This window comes from Patulibacter americanus DSM 16676 (assembly GCF_000420025.1).
Taxonomy (GTDB): domain Bacteria; phylum Actinomycetota; class Thermoleophilia; order Solirubrobacterales; family Solirubrobacteraceae; genus Patulibacter; species Patulibacter americanus.
Genome location: NZ_ATUD01000001.1, coordinates 783,794 through 802,097, shown reverse-complemented (window position 1 = coordinate 802,097; position 18,304 = coordinate 783,794). Strand labels below are relative to the sequence as shown.

The 18,304-nt window shown below is 73.2% G+C and carries 21 protein-coding genes; 5 read left to right on the top strand and 16 right to left on the bottom strand.

Features of this window, described 5'->3' with window-relative positions:
* Positions 1–15: 15 nt before the first annotated feature.
* Positions 16–558 carry a TetR/AcrR family transcriptional regulator gene (locus F593_RS22255; RefSeq protein ID WP_022927437.1) on the bottom strand — a complete coding sequence of 181 codons (543 nt, stop codon included), beginning with the start codon at positions 556–558 and terminating at the stop codon, positions 16–18.
* A gap of 78 nt (positions 559–636) precedes the next feature.
* Between F593_RS22255 and F593_RS0103825 the strand changes: the two genes are divergently transcribed.
* On the top strand, positions 637–1,425 hold the full coding sequence (locus F593_RS0103825) for an SDR family NAD(P)-dependent oxidoreductase (RefSeq protein ID WP_022927436.1): 789 nt from the start codon (positions 637–639) through the stop codon (positions 1,423–1,425).
* 123 nt (positions 1,426–1,548) lie between these two features.
* Here the strand turns inward: F593_RS0103825 and F593_RS0103820 are convergent, their stop codons facing one another.
* Complete coding sequence (locus tag F593_RS0103820) at positions 1,549–2,331, bottom strand: PRC and DUF2382 domain-containing protein (protein WP_028721408.1); 783 nt, start codon at positions 2,329–2,331, stop codon at positions 1,549–1,551.
* Between the two features lie 134 nt (positions 2,332–2,465).
* Here F593_RS0103820 and F593_RS0103815 point away from each other — a divergent pair, with 134 nt between their 5' ends.
* Positions 2,466–3,347 (top strand): MerR family transcriptional regulator, encoded by an 882-nt coding sequence (locus tag F593_RS0103815; RefSeq protein WP_022927435.1) that lies wholly within the window; start codon positions 2,466–2,468, stop codon positions 3,345–3,347.
* A gap of 54 nt (positions 3,348–3,401) precedes the next feature.
* Here F593_RS0103815 and F593_RS0103810 read toward each other — a convergent pair whose 3' ends face one another.
* From F593_RS0103810 to F593_RS0103795, 4 genes are all read right to left on the bottom strand, one after another.
* Entirely contained in the window at positions 3,402–3,959 is a 558-nt protein-coding gene (locus tag F593_RS0103810; RefSeq protein ID WP_022927434.1) for a hypothetical protein, read from the bottom strand.
* Entirely contained in the window at positions 3,959–4,348 is a 390-nt protein-coding gene (locus F593_RS0103805) for a hypothetical protein (protein WP_022927433.1), read from the bottom strand. Before F593_RS0103805 ends, F593_RS0103810 begins: the two co-directional genes overlap by 1 nt.
* Before the next feature lie 75 nt (positions 4,349–4,423).
* A complete protein-coding gene (locus tag F593_RS0103800; RefSeq protein ID WP_022927432.1) occupies positions 4,424–5,167 on the bottom strand; it encodes a hypothetical protein in 744 nt (247 codons plus the stop codon).
* A complete protein-coding gene (locus F593_RS0103795) occupies positions 5,160–5,738 on the bottom strand; it encodes an RNA polymerase sigma factor (RefSeq protein ID WP_022927431.1) in 579 nt (192 codons plus the stop codon). Before F593_RS0103795 ends, F593_RS0103800 begins: the two co-directional genes overlap by 8 nt.
* 79 nt (positions 5,739–5,817) lie before the next feature.
* Between F593_RS0103795 and F593_RS0103790 the strand changes: the two genes are divergently transcribed.
* Positions 5,818–6,075, top strand: coding sequence for a KTSC domain-containing protein (locus F593_RS0103790; RefSeq protein WP_022927430.1), 258 nt, complete (start codon positions 5,818–5,820; stop codon positions 6,073–6,075).
* Between the two features lie 57 nt (positions 6,076–6,132).
* Here the strand turns inward: F593_RS0103790 and F593_RS0103785 are convergent, their stop codons facing one another.
* The 6 genes from F593_RS0103785 to meaB form a co-directional block, all read right to left on the bottom strand.
* Positions 6,133–6,915: an amino acid ABC transporter ATP-binding protein gene (locus tag F593_RS0103785; RefSeq protein ID WP_022927429.1), complete on the bottom strand. Its 783-nt coding sequence runs from the start codon at positions 6,913–6,915 to the stop codon at positions 6,133–6,135.
* Entirely contained in the window at positions 6,912–7,805 is an 894-nt protein-coding gene (locus tag F593_RS0103780; protein WP_084629427.1) for an amino acid ABC transporter permease, read from the bottom strand. Before F593_RS0103780 ends, F593_RS0103785 begins: the two co-directional genes overlap by 4 nt.
* 39 nt (positions 7,806–7,844) lie before the next feature.
* Positions 7,845–8,714: an ABC transporter substrate-binding protein gene (locus tag F593_RS0103775; RefSeq protein ID WP_022927427.1), complete on the bottom strand. Its 870-nt coding sequence runs from the start codon at positions 8,712–8,714 to the stop codon at positions 7,845–7,847.
* Positions 8,715–9,001: 287 nt separating this feature from the next.
* Positions 9,002–9,772, bottom strand: coding sequence for a type 1 glutamine amidotransferase domain-containing protein (locus F593_RS22250; RefSeq protein ID WP_022927426.1), 771 nt, complete (start codon positions 9,770–9,772; stop codon positions 9,002–9,004).
* Positions 9,773–9,927: 155 nt separating this feature from the next.
* Positions 9,928–11,028 (bottom strand): DUF11 domain-containing protein, encoded by a 1,101-nt coding sequence (locus F593_RS0103765; RefSeq protein ID WP_022927425.1) that lies wholly within the window; start codon positions 11,026–11,028, stop codon positions 9,928–9,930.
* Positions 11,029–11,085: 57 nt separating this feature from the next.
* Positions 11,086–12,096, bottom strand: coding sequence for a methylmalonyl Co-A mutase-associated GTPase MeaB (gene meaB / locus F593_RS0103760; protein ID WP_022927424.1), 1,011 nt, complete (start codon positions 12,094–12,096; stop codon positions 11,086–11,088).
* Positions 12,097–12,274: 178 nt separating this feature from the next.
* Here meaB and F593_RS0103755 point away from each other — a divergent pair, with 178 nt between their 5' ends.
* On the top strand, positions 12,275–13,486 hold the full coding sequence (locus F593_RS0103755) for an acyltransferase family protein (RefSeq protein ID WP_022927423.1): 1,212 nt from the start codon (positions 12,275–12,277) through the stop codon (positions 13,484–13,486).
* On the opposite strand, the gene F593_RS0103750 is transcribed toward F593_RS0103755, so the two are convergent.
* From F593_RS0103750 to F593_RS0103740, 3 genes are read right to left on the bottom strand one after another with little or no spacing between them, the layout of a single operon-like run.
* Positions 13,487–13,960, bottom strand: coding sequence for a GerMN domain-containing protein (locus tag F593_RS0103750; RefSeq protein WP_028721404.1), 474 nt, complete (start codon positions 13,958–13,960; stop codon positions 13,487–13,489).
* Positions 13,957–15,420 (bottom strand): sensor histidine kinase, encoded by a 1,464-nt coding sequence (locus F593_RS22245; protein ID WP_051160387.1) that lies wholly within the window; start codon positions 15,418–15,420, stop codon positions 13,957–13,959. The genes F593_RS0103750 and F593_RS22245 overlap by 4 nt, the downstream gene beginning before the upstream one ends.
* On the bottom strand, positions 15,417–16,091 hold the full coding sequence (locus F593_RS0103740; protein ID WP_022927421.1) for a response regulator transcription factor: 675 nt from the start codon (positions 16,089–16,091) through the stop codon (positions 15,417–15,419). Before F593_RS0103740 ends, F593_RS22245 begins: the two co-directional genes overlap by 4 nt.
* Before the next feature lie 111 nt (positions 16,092–16,202).
* On the opposite strand from F593_RS0103740, the gene F593_RS0103735 reads away from it, so the two are divergent.
* Positions 16,203–16,967 (top strand): SGNH/GDSL hydrolase family protein, encoded by a 765-nt coding sequence (locus tag F593_RS0103735; RefSeq protein WP_211216145.1) that lies wholly within the window; start codon positions 16,203–16,205, stop codon positions 16,965–16,967.
* Between the two features lie 52 nt (positions 16,968–17,019).
* On the opposite strand, the gene F593_RS0103730 is transcribed toward F593_RS0103735, so the two are convergent.
* The gene (locus F593_RS0103730; protein WP_022927419.1) at positions 17,020–17,973 is read right to left on the bottom strand and encodes a TIGR03557 family F420-dependent LLM class oxidoreductase; all 954 of its coding nucleotides are present in this window, start codon (positions 17,971–17,973) and stop codon (positions 17,020–17,022) included.
* Positions 17,974–18,304 lie beyond the last annotated feature (331 nt).

The following is an 18,304-nucleotide window of genomic DNA, read 5'->3' as shown; positions in this document are numbered from 1 at the left end:
GCGACCGTCGCGGGCTCAGGGCACGCGGAGTCCGTCGAACGCCACGCGCAGCAAGATCCGGGCCTCCGGGCTGTCGGCCGCGACGCCGGCGCTGCGCGCCGCATGAGCGAGTCCGCAGACGAGCAGCAACACCCCCTGCGCGTCGATGTCGGCGCGCAGGTCCCCGTGCTCCCGGGCGCGTCCCATCAGTTCCGACAGTCGGCCGATGAGGGCCGTCCGCTTCGTCACCGTCTGCTCAAGGGCCGGCTCTGGGCGCTCGGTCACCTTCTCGAAGAGGGCATCTTCGGTGAGCAGGGTGAAGTGCGCCGTCAGCACGCGTTCAAGCTCCGCTGGTCCTGTGTCGCGGAGGATCCGGTCGAGGTCGTCGAACCGCTCCCAGACGAGAGCCTCCTCGAGCTCCTCGATCGCCGTGAAGTGTCGGTAGACGGTCCCGACACCCACGCCCGCGATGCGCGCGACGGTGTTGAACGCCAGGGGCTCGCCTCGCGCCGCGAGGTCGCCCGCGGCTTCGACGATCCGTGCGCGGTTGCGCGCCGCGTCCTTCCGCAGTCCGTCCATGACCCAGATCTTACCCGGATGGCGAATCCGAACGGATGAATAATCTATTCGGATACATATTCCGGTTAGGATGTCGGCATGGCCCACCAGACTGACCCGCCCACACCCGCGCGCCCCGTCGCCCTCGTCACAGGCGCCAGTTCCGGCATCGGCGAGCAGTTCGCCCGCCGTTACGCCCGAGAGGGATACGACCTCGTCCTGGTCGCCCGCTCCGTGGACGTGCTGCAGACCCTGGCCGACGGCCTCGCCGCGGAGCACGGGGTCGCCGTCCAGGTGCACGGCGCCGACCTCGCCGACGCCGCGGACGTCGCGGCCCTCACCGTCAGGATCGCGGACGACCTCCCCCGGATCGACCACCTGGTGAACTGCGCCGGCGTCTCCCCCGAGGGCGACCTCGCCGACGCCGACGAGCGTGCCCTTCGTCGAATGGTCGATCTGAACGTCACCGCCCTCACCCTGCTGACGCGCGCGGCGGTCGTCCGCATGCGCGCCGCAGGCCACGGGACGATCGTCAACGTCGCCAGCGCCGCCGCCCACCAGCCGATGCCACATCTCGCGGCGTACGCGGCGTCGAAGTCCTACGTCCTGATGCTCACCGAGGCGCTGTCGGAGGAGAACCGCGCCCACGGACTGCGCATCTTCGCGGTGTCGCCCGGCGACACCGAGACGCCGATGAACGCGGGGCCCGCGAAGAACAAGCGCCAGCCGGAGCAGGTCGTCGACACGACGTGGAAGGCCTTCTCCGGCCGGAAGCCGTCGGTCGTGGACGGTCGTGCGAACAGCATCCTCGCCACCGTCTCGACACGGATCCTTCCGAAGCGCTTCGGCCTGCGCACGGCCGAGCGGATGATGCGCCACAAGGCCTGAGCGCGGGCGCGCCGCCGACGATCGCGCTGATCGTCATGGGCAACCACTGCCCGTCGCGTACCGGTGCGGCACGCGCGGGCTGTGGGATCCGACCGGCGCGCGACGTGTCGGACGCCGACCCCCTCACCGATCGGTGTCGATGCGCTCCTTGCGGACCTCTTCCGTGACGGTGCGCTCGTCCTGGACGACGTCCTTGTCGAGGCGCACGCGCTCCTTCGGGACGGCGGTCTTCTCGACGACGGGCTCCTCGGCGTGGAGCGTGACCTCGTGCTCCTCCTCGGAGATCGCGGGGCCGTCGGTGGCGGCGTCGCGGTTCTGGTCCGTGATGGGCTCACGCTCGACGCGGACCTCCTCGCGGGAGACCGGGACGGTCTTGGTGACCTGCTCCGTGACGACGTACTTGCGCAGGCGGGCCTTGCCGGTCTCGCGCTCGCGGGTGCCGACGCGCAGCTCCTCCTCGGAGCGCGTCATCGCGTCGTCCGTGTTCGTACCCGAGGTGTCGTGGCCGACGGTGCCGTGTGCGTCGCCGCGATCCGCCGCGCGGTCGTGGTCGGCCGTGCCGGTCGTGCCTGCGGTCCCGCCGGCGCGGTCGTAGTCGTCACGCCCGTAGTAGCGGTAGAGCTCGGCCTCCTCCTGCGGGGAGAGGTGGCCGTCCTCGTCGACGTTCGGGGCGCCCTTGACCTTGTCCTTGTCGAAGGGCACCGTCACGCCATCGCCGTTGGACGACGCCTGCGCGATCGGCACGAACGAGGAGCGGGTGCCGAAGAGGCCCGTGTTCACGAGCGCCCACTCGGGCTCGCCGCTGTGGTCGTCGAGGTAGATGGCGTCGATCTTCCCGATCTTCGAGCCGTCCTGGCCGAGCAGGTGCTGGCCCTCCCAGTGCTGCACGTCGGTGGTGTTCGGCATGGCGTTTCCTCCGTCTGTGACTGCTCTTGCGAGGTGCGCCGCCCGGTCGGGCGACGCGTCGTTCGGGGGTTCGGCTACCCCGCGACTTTGGGTGCATCCGCATCGTCCAGGTCTTGTCCGGGTATCGCATGGGGGTGCCCCAGCAGCGCGCGACGGAGTGGCTGAAGATCGGCGAGCTCGCCCGGCGGACGGGCACGACGACCGACGTCCTGCGCGCCTGGGAGCGCCGCTACGGCCTGCTGCGGCCGCGGCGGACCGCGGGCAACCAGCGGCTCTACTCCACCGTCGACGAGCACCGGGTGCGGGTGATGCTGCGCCACCTCGAGGCGGGGCGCTCGGCCGCCCAGGCCGCGGAGCTCACGTCGTCGCTGCGGCTCGGCGTGCCGCCGGGGGAGCACCCGGCCGTGCCGGCGGCCGAGGTGGAGCGCGCGCACCACGGCCTGCAGACGACGCTCGACGCGTTCGAGGAGACCGCGGCCCAGCGCGTGCTGGAGAGTCTGCTCGCGGCGCACCAGCCGCTGGCCGTGCTGCGCGACGTCGTGCTCCCGTACCTGCGCGAGGTCGGCGACCGGTGGGCGTCCGGGCACGTGTCCGTCGCGCAGGAGCACTTCGCGACGGCGTTCTTCGAGTCGCGCTTCTCCGCCCTGTCGCGGGGCTGGGACCGCGGCACCGGCCCGCGGGCCCTGCTGGCCTGCCCCGGCGGCGAGCGCCACACGTTCGGGCTCCTCGCGTTCGGCATCGCCCTGCACGCCCGCGGCTGGCGGATCGTCTGGCTCGGTGCCGACACGCCCGTCTCGATGGTCGAGGGCGCGGCGGGGCGCCTGACCCCCGACCTCGTGGTGCTGGCCGCCGCGGACCCGGACCGCCTGCGCGCCGACGACGCGCTGCGCCGACTGGCGGGCCGCTGGCCGTGCGCGATCGCGGGCGCCGGGGCCGACGACGACCTGGCGCGCGACCTGGGCGCGCGGCGGCTCGCGGAGGACCCGGTGACGGCGGCCGCGCAGTTCGCCGCCTGAAGCGGCGGGCCAACCCGCTCGGGCGGGCTGGCCCCGGCGCCTGCCCCGCTCTGCTCAGTGGCCGAGGGTGACCGCGGTTCCGTCCCGGCGCAGCGCCTGCACCTTCGCGGTCTTCCCGAACTCGACCACCACGACGTTGTGCGACGGGGCGAGTTGCCGCCCGTCGACGGCGACGGCGCGCACGGCGTCGGGCACGAGGAAGGCCGCGCGCGTGGCCCCGTCGTCGCCGCGCTCCATGACGGAGAGGGCGGTCGAGGCGGCGACGGCGTTCGGGGCGCACGTGTAGCCGGTGCCCTCGTCGTTCTCGGCGCCGAAGCACGTGGTGCGCTCGCCGGCCACGACCCAGGCCTGGGTGCCGTCGTCGGCCTGCACCCCCTGCGGCTCCACGCCGGCGACGTCGGGGAACCGTCGAGCCATGACCGCGACCATCTCCTCGACGCGGTCCGTCGGGCCCTGCGTGCTGCGCTCGACGGCGGAGTAGGACGGGGTGGCGTTCAGCCCGGAGGGCGCGTCCGCGGTAGCCAGGGCCCCGGCGGCGAGGGTGCCGCCGGCCGAGGCCACGGCGACGACGACGGCGGTGCGGGCGAACCGCACGCGGCTTCGCAGCGGCATCAGCAGCTCCCCGCGTGGGTGTACTGGACGGTGTTGGTGGTCGTGTTGCGGTTGTGCGCGTTCGGGAAGCCGGCGCCGCAGCCGAAGTCCTGCATGAAGTAGTCGCTGCTGCCGCTGAAGTACTCCTGCCCGGAGACGGATCCACCCCCGAAGGTGCTGGAGCGGTACACGCCGTAGGCGCGCGGCGAGCTGTTCTTCTCGACGTAGGCGATGCCGGGGTTGTAGTCGCCGTTGCACCGGAAGTCGGGGGCGCGGACGACGGGGGCGTGCGGGGCGCAGACCCAGTAGGCGTCGCTCGGCGGGGCGGAGGTCAGGCCGGTGGCGAGGCTGGCGGCCACGGCGATCAGCAGCAGGGCGAGGAGGCGTGGGACGGTGCGTATGCGGGACATGGCGCGAAGCTATTCCCGTTCGCCGGGTGTACGGGACACACACCGGACGAGTGTCCATTGCGGGGTGGCGCGGCATCACGGGCGTCCCTCGATCGTCGTGGCCTGCCCGGATCCGGTCACGATCGTGACGGGGGCCTGCTCGCCGTAGGTGGCGATCACGAGGTTGCCGCGCGGCCGGAACGCCTGGCCGTCGGCCTCGAGCCGGTCGACGTCGTCGGGCACGAGGTAGATCGCACGGATGCGCCCGTCCGGTCCGACCGCGGCGGTCGAGAGGGCTCCGAGCCGGGCGCGGGCGTTGGTCACGCAGGTGTAGCCGGTGCCGTCGTCGTTCTCGGCCCCGAAGCACGTGTGCTTGCGGCCGGGGACGACCCAGGCGCGGGTGCCGTCCGCCGCCTCGATGCCGCGGGCGGCGGCGAGGTCGACGTCCGGGAACCGCCGGGCGAGCACGCGCAGCAGCACGCGGGTGCGGCCCGTCGGGCGGACCTCGCTGCGGGTGACGGCGGTGTAGGCGACCCGGGAGGGGTTGGCCGCGTCGGCGCGCAGCTCCTCGCCCTGCGCCTGTTCGGTCGCACCGGTCCCCCCGGCGGCGAGGGCGACGGCGGCGCCGCCGGCCGCGCCCGCGGCGATGCCCGCGGCCGCGACGATCGCGAGCACCGCGCGGCGGGCGTTGCGGAACCCGGCACGCAGGGAGCGATCCTGCGCCCCCAGGGTGCGGTCGAGGCGGTCCACGAGCCGGCGCTCCGCGTCGGCCCCCGGTCCGTCCGGGTCGGCGACGCTGCGCAGCTCACGCAGCAGGTCGTCGAGATGGTCGTCAGGCATGCGCCTCTCCGTTCTCTTGGGCGGGGGAAGTCTCGGGGCGGCCCAGCGCCGCCTGCAGTCGGACCCGGGCGCGGGATACGCGCGACCGGACGGTGCCCGACGGGATGTCGAGCGCGGTGGCGATCTCGTCGTAGGACAGCTCGCCCCAGACGGCGAGCAGCAGCGTCTCGCGCTCCGCGGACGACAGGTCCTGCAGCGCGGCGACGAGCTCCGGCGCGATCGGCCGGCGGGGGCCCGCACCCTCGGGTGCGGCGTCGTCGACGCGGTCCCAGACCATGCGCTCCAGCGCGCGCAGGTGCCGGGCCTCCTGCCGGTGCAGGTCGGCGATGACGTTCGCCGCGATGCCGTAGAGCCACGGCATCGCCGTCGCCGACCGTGGTTCGTACGTCCGGCGTTGTCGGAACGCGCGGACGAACACCTCGTGCGCCGCGTCCTCCGCCACCTCGGCGCTCAACCGCGATCGGGTGTACCGCAGGATCGTGCCCGCGTGACGTCGGTAGACCGCCGCGAACGCCTCAGGCTCGTGCAGCGACCGCTCGATCGCTCGAGCGTCTTCGGAGTGGGCGGACATCTGGCTGTACTTCGCTCGGGGCGCACCGAAAGTTCGACGCGGCCGCGAACTTTCCCCCGTCGCCGAGCGAACTCCAGATATGGAACGCACCCCCGTCGGCTCGCGGAACATCGCCGAGGTCGGGTTCGACGCCGCGACGGGCACCCTGCAGGTCGTCTTCCGCTGGGTGGGCACCTACGAGTTCGTCGACGTCCCCCGCGAGATCTTCGACGGCCTCACCGCCGAAGCCGTCCGCGGCGACGGCTCCGGCGGCGACGCGGTCCACGGCTACTTCCGCGCGCACGTGAAGGGCCGCTACCGCTTCCGCCGTCGGCGCGTGGTGCCCGTCCTGTCGTAGGGCGACCGTCGCGCGGGTGCGTCCCGTCGCGCCCGTGCGTCCCGTGGGCCCGTGCGGCTAGGGCCGCTGCGCCTCGAGCAGGCGCTGCAGGAACCGCTTCGTCTCGTCCCGCTGCGGGTCCACGAACAGCTGGTCCGGGGCGCCGCGCTCCACGATCTGGCCCTCGTGCAGGAAGCAGATCTCGTCGGCGACCTCGCGCGCGAAGTGCATCTCGTGGGTCGTGATGACCATCGTCATGCCCTCCCGCTTGAGCTCGCGGACGACCTCGAGGACCTCGCCGACCAGCAGCGGGTCCAGGGCGCTCGTGATCTCGTCGAGCAGCAGGGCTCGGGGGCGGGTGGCGAGCGCGCGCACGATCGCGACGCGCTGCTGCTGGCCGCCGGAGAGCCGGTCGGGGTACTCGCCCTCGCGGCCCGCCAGGCCGAACCGGCTCAGCAGCGTGCGGGCGTGCTCCTCGGCGTCGGCGCGCGCCATCCCGTGCGCCTTGACGGGCGCGAGCACGATGTTCTCCAGCACCGTCAGGTGCGGGAACAGGTTGAAGGACTGGAACACCATCCCGAGCTTGCGGCGCGTCTCGAGCGGGCGCACGCCGGGCTCCGTGACGACCTCGCCGTCGACGAGCACGTCGCCGTCGTCGAGCTCCTCGAGCAGGTCCGCCACCCGCAGGAGCGTCGACTTGCCGGAACCGGAGGCGCCGATCAGCACGACCGCGCGGTGCTCGTGGATCGCCAGGTCGATCCCGCGCAGCACGGGGGTTCCGCCGTAGGCCTTCGTCACCCCGCGCAGCTCGAGGACCGGGGTTCCGTGGCCGTGCTGCAGGTCGGCGTCCGTGGTGCTCATGCGGCTCCCGCGGCGTTCTGGCGGCGGGCGCGCCGCTTCTGGAGGACGTCGACCCCGCGGGCCATCGGGATCGTCACGCAGAGGTAGAGCAGCGCGGCGGCCAGCAGCGGCGTGTAGTTGAACTGCTCCGCGGCGGCGATCTGCGCCAGGCGGAACGCCTCGATCACGCCGACGATGCCGAGCAGCGCCACGTCCTTCTGCAGGGCGATGAAGTCGTTGAGCAACGGCGGGATCACGCGCCGCACGGCCTGCGGCAGCACGACGTGGCGCAGCGTCTGCGACTCGGACAGGCCGAGCGCCAGGGAGGCCGAGCGCTGGGCGGGGTGCACGGAGTCGATGCCGGAGCGGTAGACCTCGGAGACGTACGCGCTGTAGGAGAAGCACAGCGCGATGCCGCCGCAGATCATCGGGTCGGTCGGCAGGCCCGAGAGCTCGAGCGCCGGGATGCCGAAGCCGAAGAGGTAGACGAGCAGCACCGTCGGCACGCCGCGGAAGACGTCGATGAAGACCGTCGCGAGCAGCCGCAGCGGGAAGAGGACGGGCAGGCGCGTGATGCGGATCAGCGCCAGCAGCAGCCCGAGCAGCAGCACGCCGATCTCGATGACGACGAACAGCTTGATGTCGAGCCAGAACCCGCCGAGGACGTCGGGGAAGTGCTCCGAGAACTGCTGCCGGTTGAAGAACAGCTCCTTCACGCTCGGCCAGCCCGGGCTCGTCAGGACGACGGCCGCGAGACCGCCGAGCACGACGACCGCCGCGACGAACGCGACGAGCCGGTCGCGGGTGGCCCGGCGGCGCTTCGCGTCCGCGCGGACCTCCTGGCGCGTGGGGCCGCCGGCGGACGCGTCGCCCGCCGGGTCCTCACCGGCCCGCTGGGGGTCCGGCCGCATCATCGACCACACGGCCGGTCGCCCCGCGTCCCGATCCGCCTAGCGCAGCGTCGGGGCGTCGGCGCCCTCGCTGAGCCAGCGGTCGTTGATCTTCTGCAGCTCGCCACTCGAGCGCAGCTCGTCGACGGCCCACGTGACGCACGGGGTCAGCTTCGAGCCCTTCGCGAGCACGGCGCCCCAGCGGTCGCCGCCCGGGGACTCGAACTGGCCGAGGATCGAGGAGCCCTCGACCTGCGCGCCCGTGAGGTAGAAGGCGGTCGGCAGATCGACCACGACCGCGTCGACCTGCTTCTGCTTCAGCGCGGTGACGACGTCGTTGGAGGTGTCGAACACCTTCGGCTCGTCGTTCGGGGCGATGGACGCCTTCACGGCCGCCAGGCTCGTGGTGCCGATCTGCACGCCGAGGCGCGCGTCCTTCAGGGCCGCGAGCGTGGCGTCGGTGAGCTTGGAGCCCTTCGGCACCACGACGGCCTGCGGGGCCTCGAAGTACGGGGACGAGAAGTCGACGGCCTTCTCGCGGGCCTCGCTGATCGAGACCTGGTTGAGGTCGAAGTCGAAGCTCTTCTTGCCCGGCGCGTAGGCGGAGTTGAAGGGGACGGTCTTCCACTCCACCTCGCTCTTCTCGAACCCGAGCTTCGTGGCGACGGCGTAGCCGACGGCACTCTCGAAGCCCTTGCCGTTCGTCGGATCGTCGTCCTCGAAGTACGGCGGGTACGCCGGCTTGTCCGTGCCGATCGTGAGCTTGCCGCCCGAGACGAGGGCGAGCTGGTCCTTCGTGCAGGTCTGCGCGGACGCGGCGGCGGTGGTCTCGGTGGACGAGGTCGAGGCGTCGTCCTTCGGCTCGCCGCACGCCGCGAGGGCGAGGGCGGGAACCAGGGCGAGGACGGCGAGGAGGCGTGAATGCGGCATGGAAGGCTCGATCGAGGTGACCGGTGCTTGGGCCGCGGGCGGCCCCGCGCGGCGGTCGACGAGGCGTCGAGCTCCACGTACCCCCGGTCCGGTTTCGGCAGGCAAGCGTACCGCGGTGCGGGCCGGCCCCTAGGGGCGGTATCGCCCGTCCTGGACGGGCGATCGGGGGCGCGCTGGCGCGTACGGCGTCCCCCGGGTGGACGGGCGATCGGGAAGCGGCCTGAGCCGCGCCTGGCGGGGCAGGGCGAGCGGCCCCGGTGGCCGAGGTCGCGCGTCCCGCGTCCCGATCAGCCCTCGTTGCCCCCGGCGGCCTCCGCGGCCTCCGCCTCGGCAGCGGCCTTCAGGGCCTCCTCGCGCGCCTGCACGATGCCCACGAGCCGCTCGGCCAGCGGGGCCGACGACGCGGGGTTCTGGCCCGTGTGGAGGTTGCGGTCCTCCGTGATGAACGGCTTCCACGGGTCGCCGTACTCGAACTGCGCGCCGCCGTCGCGGAGCCGGTCCTCGAGCAGCCAGACTGCGATCTCTCCGAGACCCGCCTGGTGCTCCTCCTCGTTCGTGAAGCCCGTCAGCGTGTAGCCGGCGAAGGGCCACGAGCCGTCGCCGCGCTTCGCCGCCAGCAGCGCCGCGGGCGCGTGGCAGACCGCCGCGACGAGCTTCATGTCGTCGTCGAGCATCCGCGTGAGGATGCGGCCGGTCGGCTCGTGGACGGCCAGGTCCTCCATCGGCCCGTGGCCGCCGGGCACGAACACGACGTCGAACTCGAGCGGGTCGATCGCCTCGATCTTCGCCGGGGTGGCGAGCTCGAGGGCGACGGAGTCCAGGTACTTGCGCAGGGCGTCGGACTCGTCGTGCCCGCCGACCGTCTCGGGCGCGAGGCTGCCCTCGTCGACGGGCGGCACGACCCCGCCGGGCGTCGCGATCGTGATGTCCCACCCCGCCTCGCGGAAGATCTTGTGCGGCGCGACGAACTCCTCCGCCCAGAAGCCGGTGGGGTGCTTCGAGCCGTCGACGAGGGTCCACTCGTCGGCGCCGGTGAGGAGCATCAGGAGCTTGGTCATGGGGTCCTCCGGGGGCGGTGATGCGCGGCGGCGTCGCGGTCGTGGAGACCGGGCGCCGACGCGGTGGTTGCCGAGAGAACGACCGTAGCAGGGCGGTTCGCGCGGACCGCGGGGTGCCGGGACGGCTCCCCCGGGGCGGCCCGGGGGAGCGTCGCCTACGGGCGCTCGGCGCTCGACCGCGTGGCCGCGACGGCCTTCGAGCCCGAGAAGCCGGCCTGGACGTAGACGCCCTTGCCCTTGCGGCCGTACTTGCGCGCGTCCTTCGTGCCGAACGGGATGGTGATCTTGTAGCTGCAGGTCTTGGCGTTGACCGTCGTCCGGCGCCGCAGGACGTCGCCACCGGACGCGGTGTAGACGTCCATCTGGATGGTGCCCTTGCATGCCCCGGGCGCGTCGGCGAAGCCGTCGCCGATCGTGCCGACGTAGGTGGTGCTCGACGCGGTGCGCTTCGTCGCCTTCAGGGTGATCAGCGGGAAGAGGAGCTTGCCCAGCGTCGTCTCGCTGTGGGTCTTGCCGCGGTACGTCTTGCCGCCGACGACCATGACCGCGCGCCAGTAGATCTTGGTCTTCATCCCGAGACCGCGGATCGTGGCCTTGCGCTCGAGCTTGTCGCCGCTGATCTTCACGGCGGCGGTCTTCTTGCCGAACGTCTTCGTCGTGCCGTACTCGAAGTGGAGGGTGCCGGCGCCGTAGGGCGTCAGCTCGGCGCCTACGCCGACGGTGGTCTGCGTGCGGCGGAAGCCGGCGCTCATCGACACGGCGGGCGTCTGGACCTCGACCGGCTCGACGTAGGGCTCCTCGACGTTGAAGTTGATGCCCCCGGAGTCGTTGTCCCGGTTCGGGTCCTGGGTCTGGTTCTCCAGGTCCGCGTTCGTCGGCCGGACCCACGCGACGTGCTGGTAGTTGCCGGCCGCGCCGAGCCGCACCTTGACGGCCATGGCGACCGTGGAGCCGGGAGCCACGACCCCGAGGTCGCACAGCGAGCGACCGGCGTTCGGGGTGCAGGAGCCCTGCGACGGCGTGATGCTGAGGAGCTGCGTGCCCTCGCTGGGCGCGTCGTCGACCGTCACGGCCGTGGCGTCGGGGCCGGCGTTGGAGACCGTGTAGGCGAGCGTGATCTCGGCGCCCGGCCGGGTCTCGCCCGTGATGACGGGGTTCGTCACGCCGAGGTCGGCCGTGGCGGCCGAGGCCAGCGCGGGGGTGGCGAAGAACATCGCGGACGCGAACGCGACCACGATGGGCCGGGAGAAGGGCATGCGCCATTCATCGGCATCCGCGGGCTCCCGCATGAATCGGATTTGGGTGTACGGGGCCTACTCCACGGGCGGCGCGCCCTCGACCCCGAACCCGGCCTCGAGCACCCGCGCGGCGGCCTGCGGCACCGTCGCCGTCGCGTTCGTGATCGCCTCGCGGGCGTCGTCGAGGGCCTCCTTGACGCCCGGGCGCGCGTGGAACGCGGCCAGCACGACCTCCTCGACCTGTTGGCGCAGCCAGCCGAGCTGCTGGGCGGCGCGGCGGCGCTCGAGCTCGCCGGAGGACTCCATGTGCGTGCGGTGGTCCTCGACGGCCTGCCAGGTCTCGGCCAGGCCGATCCCCTCGGCGGCGCTCGCGGTGAGGACCGGGGTCTTCCAGCCCGGGGTAGCCTCGGGGAGCATCCGCAGCGCGTGGCGGTAGTCGCCCGCGGCGCGCTTGGCGGCCCGGACGGCATCCCCGTCGGCCTTGTTGACGACGATGAGGTCGGCGACCTCGACGATCCCGCGCTTGATGCCCTGCAGCTCGTCGCCGGCGCCCGGGACGAGCAGGAGCAGCACGCAGTCGACGAGGTCGGCCAGCTCGGCCTCGCTCTGGCCCACGCCGACGGACTCGACGATGATCACGTCGAAGCCGGCGGCCTCGCACAGCACCATCGCCTCGCGGGTTCGGCGGGCCACGCCGCCGAGCACGCCCGAGGTGGGGGAGGGCCGGATGAACGCGTCCTCCAACACCGACAGGCGTTGCATCCGCGTCTTGTCGCCCAGGATCGACCCGCCCTGGCGGGTGGACGACGGGTCGATCGCCAGCACCGCGACCTTGTGACCGCGCTCGACGAGCCACACGCCGAGCGCCTCGATCGTCGTCGACTTGCCCGCGCCGGGCACGCCGGTCAGCCCCACGCGCCGCGCCGCGCCGGTGCGGGGCAGCAGGCGCGCCATGACCTCCTGGGCGAGCTCGCGGTCCGACGCCAGTCGGCTCTCGGCGAGCGTGATCGCGCGGGAGAGGATCGCGCGGTTCCCGGCGAGCAGGCCGGCCTCGAGCTCGTCGACGGATGGGCGCTTGCGGGCCATGGGCGGAGGATCCTTCGGTCGGTAGCGACGGCGGGGAGCGCGGCCCGCCGCACGCTAGTGGCGCGACGTGGTGCGTGCGGCGCGGGCGCGACCCGGGCCCCCGGGGCCGTCGGCGCTGCGACGGGGTTGCGACGCACCACGGACGGGGCAGCGACACGGTCGGCGCAGCATCGGAGTCATGACGCCGCGTCCCGGAACCGCCCCGCCGCGCGTTGGCAGCAAACCGCACCTCCCGGCGCTGGATGGCCTGCGAGGCCTGGCGATCCTGGGCGTGCTGCTGTTCCACACGGACCACCTTCCCGGAGGGTTCCTCGGGGTCGACCTGTTCTTCGCCCTCTCGGGGTACCTCATCACCGGACTGCTGCTGCGGGAGGTCGACCGCACCGGAACGGTGTCCCTGATGGCGTTCTGGGGTCGGCGCGTCCGCCGCCTGTTTCCCGCGCTCGCCGTGATGCTCGTGGTCGTCGCCGTGGTCGTCCGGCTGGGGGCTTCGCCGCCGACGGTCCGCGCCACGTTCGCCGACGGCCCGTGGGTGCAGCTGAACCTCGTCAACTGGCACCTGCTCGCGGAGTCGGCGAGCTACTGGGACCGGTTCGGTGAGGACCGGGTCTTCGAGCACCTCTGGAGCGTGGCCGTCGAGGAGCAGTTCTACCTCGTGTGGCCGGTGGTGCTGCTGTGCGTCGTCCGGGTGGGCGCCGCGGTCGACCGTCGGGTCGCGCTCGTGGCCGGAGTCGGGTCGGTCGTCTCGTTCGCGCTGATGGTCGTGCTGGTCGACCCGGCGGATCCCACGCGGGTCTACACCGGCACCGACACACGGGCGTTCTCGTTGCTGCTGGGGGCCGCGGTGGCGACCGCGCCGGTGCGCACGGCCGCGGCCCGGGTGGCCGGCCGGCGCGGGGCCGGCGCGTCGATGATCGCTCTGACCCTCGGCATGGGCGTCGCGTGGGTGCTCGTCGAGGGCGCGACGTCGTCGTGGCTGTTCCAAGGCGGGCTGTTCGTGCACTCCGCGGCCGCCGCGCTCCTGATCGGTCTGTGCGTGCAGGCGCCCGGAGCGACGATGGCCCGCGCGTTCTCGTGGCGGCCGCTCCGCGGGCTCGGGGTCGTCTCCTACAGCCTCTACCTGTGGCACTGGCCCGTGATCGCCCTGCTGTCCCCGCAGCGGACCGGACTCGACGGGTGGGGCCGGACGGCAGCGGTCTTCGTGGTGTCGATCGGTGTGGCCGTCCTCTCGAAGGTGCTGGTGGAGGATCCGATCCGGTTCCGGGCCCGGTGGGCGAGGGGCAGGCTCGGGGGTCTCGCCTTCGTGACGGCGATGGTCGCGCTCGCCGTGCTGTGGTCGGCGACGCCCGCCCCGGCACCGCCGACCATCGACGTCACGGAGCTGCGCTGATCAGTCGGTCAACGGGCAGGTCCGGAGCATCGCTGACGCCGATGCCGGGGCGGTGGTGAACAGGAGCTGGATCCGCGTCCGCCGCGATCCACCTCCCTGCACGTGCACGCCCAGGGCCGTGCACACGATCTGATCGATGCCCTTCGGCGTCACCTCACGGATCGACAGCGGTACCCGCAGCTGGATCGCCCGCGCCGTCGTGACCGTCCCGACCTGGGTCGTGCTCGCCGCGATCTCGGTGTGCAGGCTCGAGTCCCCCGGCCCCGTCAGCAGGAGCGCCAGTGCTTCGGAGATGGTGCCCAGGCGACCCGTCGGCCGGACGTCCGGCCGCAGGGCACCCCGCGAGTCCACGAAGTACAAGGTGATCCCGCGCGCCACGCCGGTCGGCGCGTCGCCGGCGTCCTGCGGAGCGGACGGCTGCACGCCGCAGCCGGCCAGCAGCAGGCACAGGACGACCAGGCCGACCCGTCTCATCGGTCCTCCGGAGCGGGGCTCGAGGTCGGGGGCGTGCAAGGAGCTGCTTCCGAACCCTGGTCCCGTGGGAGCCGCAGGACGAAGCGGGCACCGCCACCCGCCGCGTTGCCCGCGGTCAGCTCGCCGCGGTGCAGGCGGGCGTTCTCGCGGGCGATGGAGAGGCCGAGTCCGCTGCCCGGCGTGCGGGCGCGGGCGGCGTCGGCCTTGTAGAAGCGGTCGAAGACGCGCTCGGCGACGTCGGCGGGCAGGCCCGGACCGCCGTCGGTGACCGCGATCTGCAGCTCCTGCGGAGTCGCCGTCACCTCGACGCGGACCGGGGGGCCGCCGTGACGCAGCGCGTTGCCGACCAGGTTGGCGACGATGACGTCGAGCCTGCGCCGGTCCAGCCGCACCACCGGCGCGTCCGGGGCGACCAGGTCGACCTGGTCCGCCCACCCCCGAGCTCCGAGGCAGTCCCGGACGGCGGCGACCACGTCGACCGGCTCCTCCCGTCGGACCGCGGTGCCGGCGTCGAAGCGCGAGACCTCGATGAGATCCTCGACGAGTCGGACGAGCCGATCGGTCTCGGCGATCGCCAGCTCCACGGCCTCGCGGGCATCGGGGTCCGCCCCGTCGGCGGCGATCGCCAGCACCGACGTGACGGCCGTCAGGGTGCTCAGGGGGGTGCGCAGCTCGTGCGAGACGTCGGCCACGAACCGCTCGGCGTCGGCCTGCATCCGTTGCATCTCCGTCATCGACGTCTGGATGGCGTCGGCCATCTCGTTGATCGTGACCGTCAGCTGGGCCACCTCGTCGGCCCCTCCCGGTGACGTCCGCGCATCCAGGTCCCCGTCGGCGAGGCGACGCGCCGTGTCGCGGAGCTCGCGTACGGGACGCAGCACGCTGCGCGCCGCCACCAGCGCCAGCAGCGCGGCCAGCGGCAGGGTCAACGCCACCGTGCGCGCTGCGGACCGGCTGAGGTCGTCGATCTGCACCTCGACGCCGCCGAGGCTGCGAACGGCGTAGAGCTCGATGCCGGACGGCGTGCGGGCGCCGTTCGGAGCGGTCCGGACGATCGGCATCCCGACCAGCAGCCACGGCCGGCCGTCGGCTGCCGTGATCCGTTGCGTGACGGTCCGCCCGCGAGCGCGGACCGCGCTGCGCAGGGCCGGCGTCACGAGCCGGGTCTCCGCCCCGTCCGCCGACCGCAGCCCCCGGTAGCCCACCACGGTGTCCTCGCCGACGACCGTGCGCAGCCGGTCGAGCGCAGGTCGGTCGGGCGGATAGGCCAGCTGGGGCGTGACCGTGCGGACCTGCCCGACGATCGTCTCGCTGATCCGCCGCTGCTCTCCGTCGACCAGTGCGGTGCTCGCGGACCGTGCGCTCGCCCAGGCCGCCGCGGCGGCCCCGAGGACCGTCACCGTCAGGAACGCGACCAGCAACCGCGCGCGCAGCCCGCGCAACCACCGGCGTCCCGTCATCTGCGGGCGAAGCGGTAGCCGAAGCCGCGCACCGTCTCGACGTACTCCGGGGTGGCCGGGGAGGTCTCGATCTTGGCGCGGAGCCGCTGGACGCAGTTGTCCACCAGGCGCGAGTCGCCGAGGTAGTCGTGCTCCCACACCTCCTCGAGCAGCTGCTGCCGGCTGAAGACCTGGCCCGGCGACCGCGCCAGGGTCAGCAACAGCCGCATCTCCGTCGGGGTCAGCGTCACCGGCTCACCGCGGAGCGAGACGGAGAGCGCGGCGGCGTCGATCCGGAGGTCGCGGTGCACGAGCAGGTCCCCGGTGTCGCCACCGCTGCGGCGCAGCACCGCACGGATCCGGGCGTCCAGCACCGAGGGCTGCGCCGGCTTCACGACGTAGTCGTCGGCACCCGCCTCGAGCCCGCCGACGACGTCGAAGTCGTCGCCCTTCGCGGTGATGATGATCACGGGGACGTCGCCGGCGTCCCGGATCCGGCGGCAGACCTCGAACCCGTCGATGCCCGGGAGCATCAGGTCGAGGACCACGAGATCGGGCGTCGACGCACGGAACTGCTCGAGCCCCTGCTCGCCGGAATCCGACGTCCGGACGTCGTGGCCGTGCCGGGAGAGCGCCAGCTGCAGCCCCCGGCGGACGAGGGGGTCGTCCTCCACTAGCAAGATCGCCGCCACGCGCCCAGTATGTCCGCTGGACGGGCCCGTTCCCGTCCCTCGGCGGCGTTGCGACACGATCGCGACACGACGGCGGAGGCGCCGAGACACGCGAGCGGCACCGTCGAGGGCATGAAGACCACTCGAACGATCACCTTGGCGCTCGCCGCGAGCCTGCTGTTGACCGCCGGCTGCGCCGAGGACGAGGCCGACGGGCCGAGCACTCCGGAGGCGCCGAAGACCGCAGGCGACCACGGGCTGTCCAAGGTCCTGTTCCTCGGCGACTCGGTCGCGGCCGGACAGGCGAAGCCGCTGGCCGCGGCGCTGAAGGCCAGCGGCGTCGGCTTCCGCTCCGAAGCCGCCGACGGCGGCGGGAACGTGGTCGGCCCGTTCGCCGACAAGGGCTGGAAGACCCTTCCCGACCGCATCGCCTCTGCCAAGCCCTCGGTGGTCGTCTACCAGCTGACGACCTACGACTGGGGCAGCGCGAAGGAGCAGCAGGCGGGGTACCGCCGGTTGGTCACCACCGCGACCGCGACCGGCGCGAAGGTGCTCTTCGTCACCATGCCGCCGATCCGTCCCGATGACTTCTACAGGCCGCACATGGCCGAGCTCGACCGGGCACCCGCCGCCGCGCGCGCGGTCGCCGCGGACTCGTGGGGGAAGGCCGACGTGCTCGACGCCGCAGCCGTCTGGGGGAGCACCTACCGGCAGACGAGGGACGGCAAGGCCGACCGCAGCGCCGACGGCATCCACACGTGCCCACAGGGTGCTGCGCGCTTCACGGGCTGGCTGCTCGACGAGCTGGCGAAGCAGTACCGCGGCTTCGCGCCCGCCTCGGGGGAGGACTGGGCGAACACGGGGTGGTCCGCCGACAAGCGCTTCAAGGGCTGTTGAGGGGGCCGGCACGCATCGGCCTCCGGCCGCGCGCGGAGCCCCCCCGCGTCCCTCAGTGGTACTTCGGCAGCACGTGCTCCCGGTAGGCGGCGAAGAACTCCTCGTAGCCGCCGCCGACCTGCTGGACGTAGAGCTCGTCGACCCCGGCGTCGGCGAACGCCTGGATCCGCTCGAGGTGCAGGTCCATGTCGGGTCCGCAGGAGATCGGCTCGGCGACCATCTCCTCCGTCACCAGCGTCGAGGCCTGCTCGAAGTGCGCCGGGGTGGGGAGGATCTGCGGGAGCTCGCCGGGGAGCGCCTCGTTCGGCCAGATCTTGTGCGCGGTCGCCCGGGCCTCGGCGGCGTCGGACGAGTAGCGCACCTTCAGACCGGACTGCACGATCGCGCCGTCCTTCGCGTCCGCGCGGTACTTCTGGATCAGCTCCGCCTGCGGGCCGACGGTGCAGAAGCCGTCGCCGATCCGCGCCGCGACGCCGGCCGCCTTGGGGCCGAACGCGGAGACGTAGACCTCGGGCGTCTTCTCGGGCAGCGTGTAGATGCGGGCGTTCTCGACGACGTAGTGGTCGCCGTAGTGGCTGACCTGCTTGCCCGTCCAGAGCTCGCGCATGATCTCGACGGCCTCCTCGAGCATCTCGAGCCGCACGTCGGCCTCGGGCCACGCGTCGCCGAGGATGTGCTCGTTCAGGGCCTCGCCCGTGCCGATGCCGAAGCGGAAGTTCCCGCCCGTCATCACCGCCGTCGTCGCGACGGCCTGGGCCAGGATCGCCGGGTGGATCCGGATCGTCGGCGCCGTGACACCGGTGGTGATCGGCATGCCCGGCACCGTCTGGGACAGCGCGCCGATGATGGACCACACGAACGCCGACTCGCCCTGGACGTCGTTCCACGGGTGGTAGTGGTCGCTGATCCACAGCCCGCTGAACCCGGCCTCGCGCGCCAACCGCGCCTGGTCGAGCAGCTCCTGGGGGCTGTACTCCTCGGAGGACAGGAAGTAGCCGATCTTCATGGGCCGCCCCTACCCGGAGGGCAGCCGGCGAATCGGGGCGTCGGCGCAGGCGCGGGACGGGGCGCGTCGGCGAGGCGCGTGGCCGCGGCGCGGGGCGAGGCGCGTGGCCCTGGCGCGTGGGCGTGGCGCGTGGGCGAGACGCGGGTCGAGGCGGATTCCCGTGGTCATGCGACGGGAATCCGCCTCGGCCGTGCGGGAGAGGGGGAGGTCAGGTCGGTCGAGGCGGATCGCCGTCGCCGCATGAGGGGAATCCGCCTCGGCTTGCCCCTCGCACCTCCGCGCCCGCCGCCCGCCGCCCGCCGCCCGCCGCGGCCCGCCGCCCGCCGCGGCC

Excerpts from the sequence above, each read along its gene's own strand:
- F593_RS0103780 (WP_084629427.1), bottom strand. The coding sequence starts at position 7,805 with ATGCGGCCGGACCCCCAGCGGGCCGGTGAGGACCCGGCGGGCGACGCG.
- F593_RS0103785 (WP_022927429.1), bottom strand. The coding sequence starts at position 6,915 with ATGAGCACCACGGACGCCGACCTGCAGCACGGCCACGGAACCCCGGTC.
- F593_RS0103810 (WP_022927434.1), bottom strand. The coding sequence starts at position 3,959 with ATGCCGCTGCGAAGCCGCGTGCGGTTCGCCCGCACCGCCGTCGTCGTC.
- F593_RS0103805 (WP_022927433.1), bottom strand. The coding sequence starts at position 4,348 with ATGTCCCGCATACGCACCGTCCCACGCCTCCTCGCCCTGCTGCTGATC.
- F593_RS0103795 (WP_022927431.1), bottom strand. The coding sequence starts at position 5,738 with ATGTCCGCCCACTCCGAAGACGCTCGAGCGATCGAGCGGTCGCTGCAC.
- F593_RS0103790 (WP_022927430.1), top strand. The coding sequence starts at position 5,818 with ATGGAACGCACCCCCGTCGGCTCGCGGAACATCGCCGAGGTCGGGTTC.
- F593_RS0103730 (WP_022927419.1), bottom strand. The coding sequence starts at position 17,973 with ATGAAGATCGGCTACTTCCTGTCCTCCGAGGAGTACAGCCCCCAGGAG.
- F593_RS0103755 (WP_022927423.1), top strand. The coding sequence starts at position 12,275 with ATGACGCCGCGTCCCGGAACCGCCCCGCCGCGCGTTGGCAGCAAACCG.
- F593_RS22245 (WP_051160387.1), bottom strand. The coding sequence starts at position 15,420 with ATGACGGGACGCCGGTGGTTGCGCGGGCTGCGCGCGCGGTTGCTGGTC.
- F593_RS22255 (WP_022927437.1), bottom strand. The coding sequence starts at position 558 with ATGGACGGACTGCGGAAGGACGCGGCGCGCAACCGCGCACGGATCGTC.
- F593_RS0103800 (WP_022927432.1), bottom strand. The coding sequence starts at position 5,167 with ATGCCTGACGACCATCTCGACGACCTGCTGCGTGAGCTGCGCAGCGTC.
- F593_RS22250 (WP_022927426.1), bottom strand. The coding sequence starts at position 9,772 with ATGACCAAGCTCCTGATGCTCCTCACCGGCGCCGACGAGTGGACCCTC.
- F593_RS0103775 (WP_022927427.1), bottom strand. The coding sequence starts at position 8,714 with ATGCCGCATTCACGCCTCCTCGCCGTCCTCGCCCTGGTTCCCGCCCTC.
- F593_RS0103820 (WP_028721408.1), bottom strand. The coding sequence starts at position 2,331 with ATGCCGAACACCACCGACGTGCAGCACTGGGAGGGCCAGCACCTGCTC.
- F593_RS0103765 (WP_022927425.1), bottom strand. The coding sequence starts at position 11,028 with ATGCCCTTCTCCCGGCCCATCGTGGTCGCGTTCGCGTCCGCGATGTTC.
- F593_RS0103825 (WP_022927436.1), top strand. The coding sequence starts at position 637 with ATGGCCCACCAGACTGACCCGCCCACACCCGCGCGCCCCGTCGCCCTC.
- F593_RS0103735 (WP_211216145.1), top strand. The coding sequence starts at position 16,203 with ATGAAGACCACTCGAACGATCACCTTGGCGCTCGCCGCGAGCCTGCTG.
- F593_RS0103750 (WP_028721404.1), bottom strand. The coding sequence starts at position 13,960 with ATGAGACGGGTCGGCCTGGTCGTCCTGTGCCTGCTGCTGGCCGGCTGC.
- meaB (WP_022927424.1), bottom strand. The coding sequence starts at position 12,096 with ATGGCCCGCAAGCGCCCATCCGTCGACGAGCTCGAGGCCGGCCTGCTC.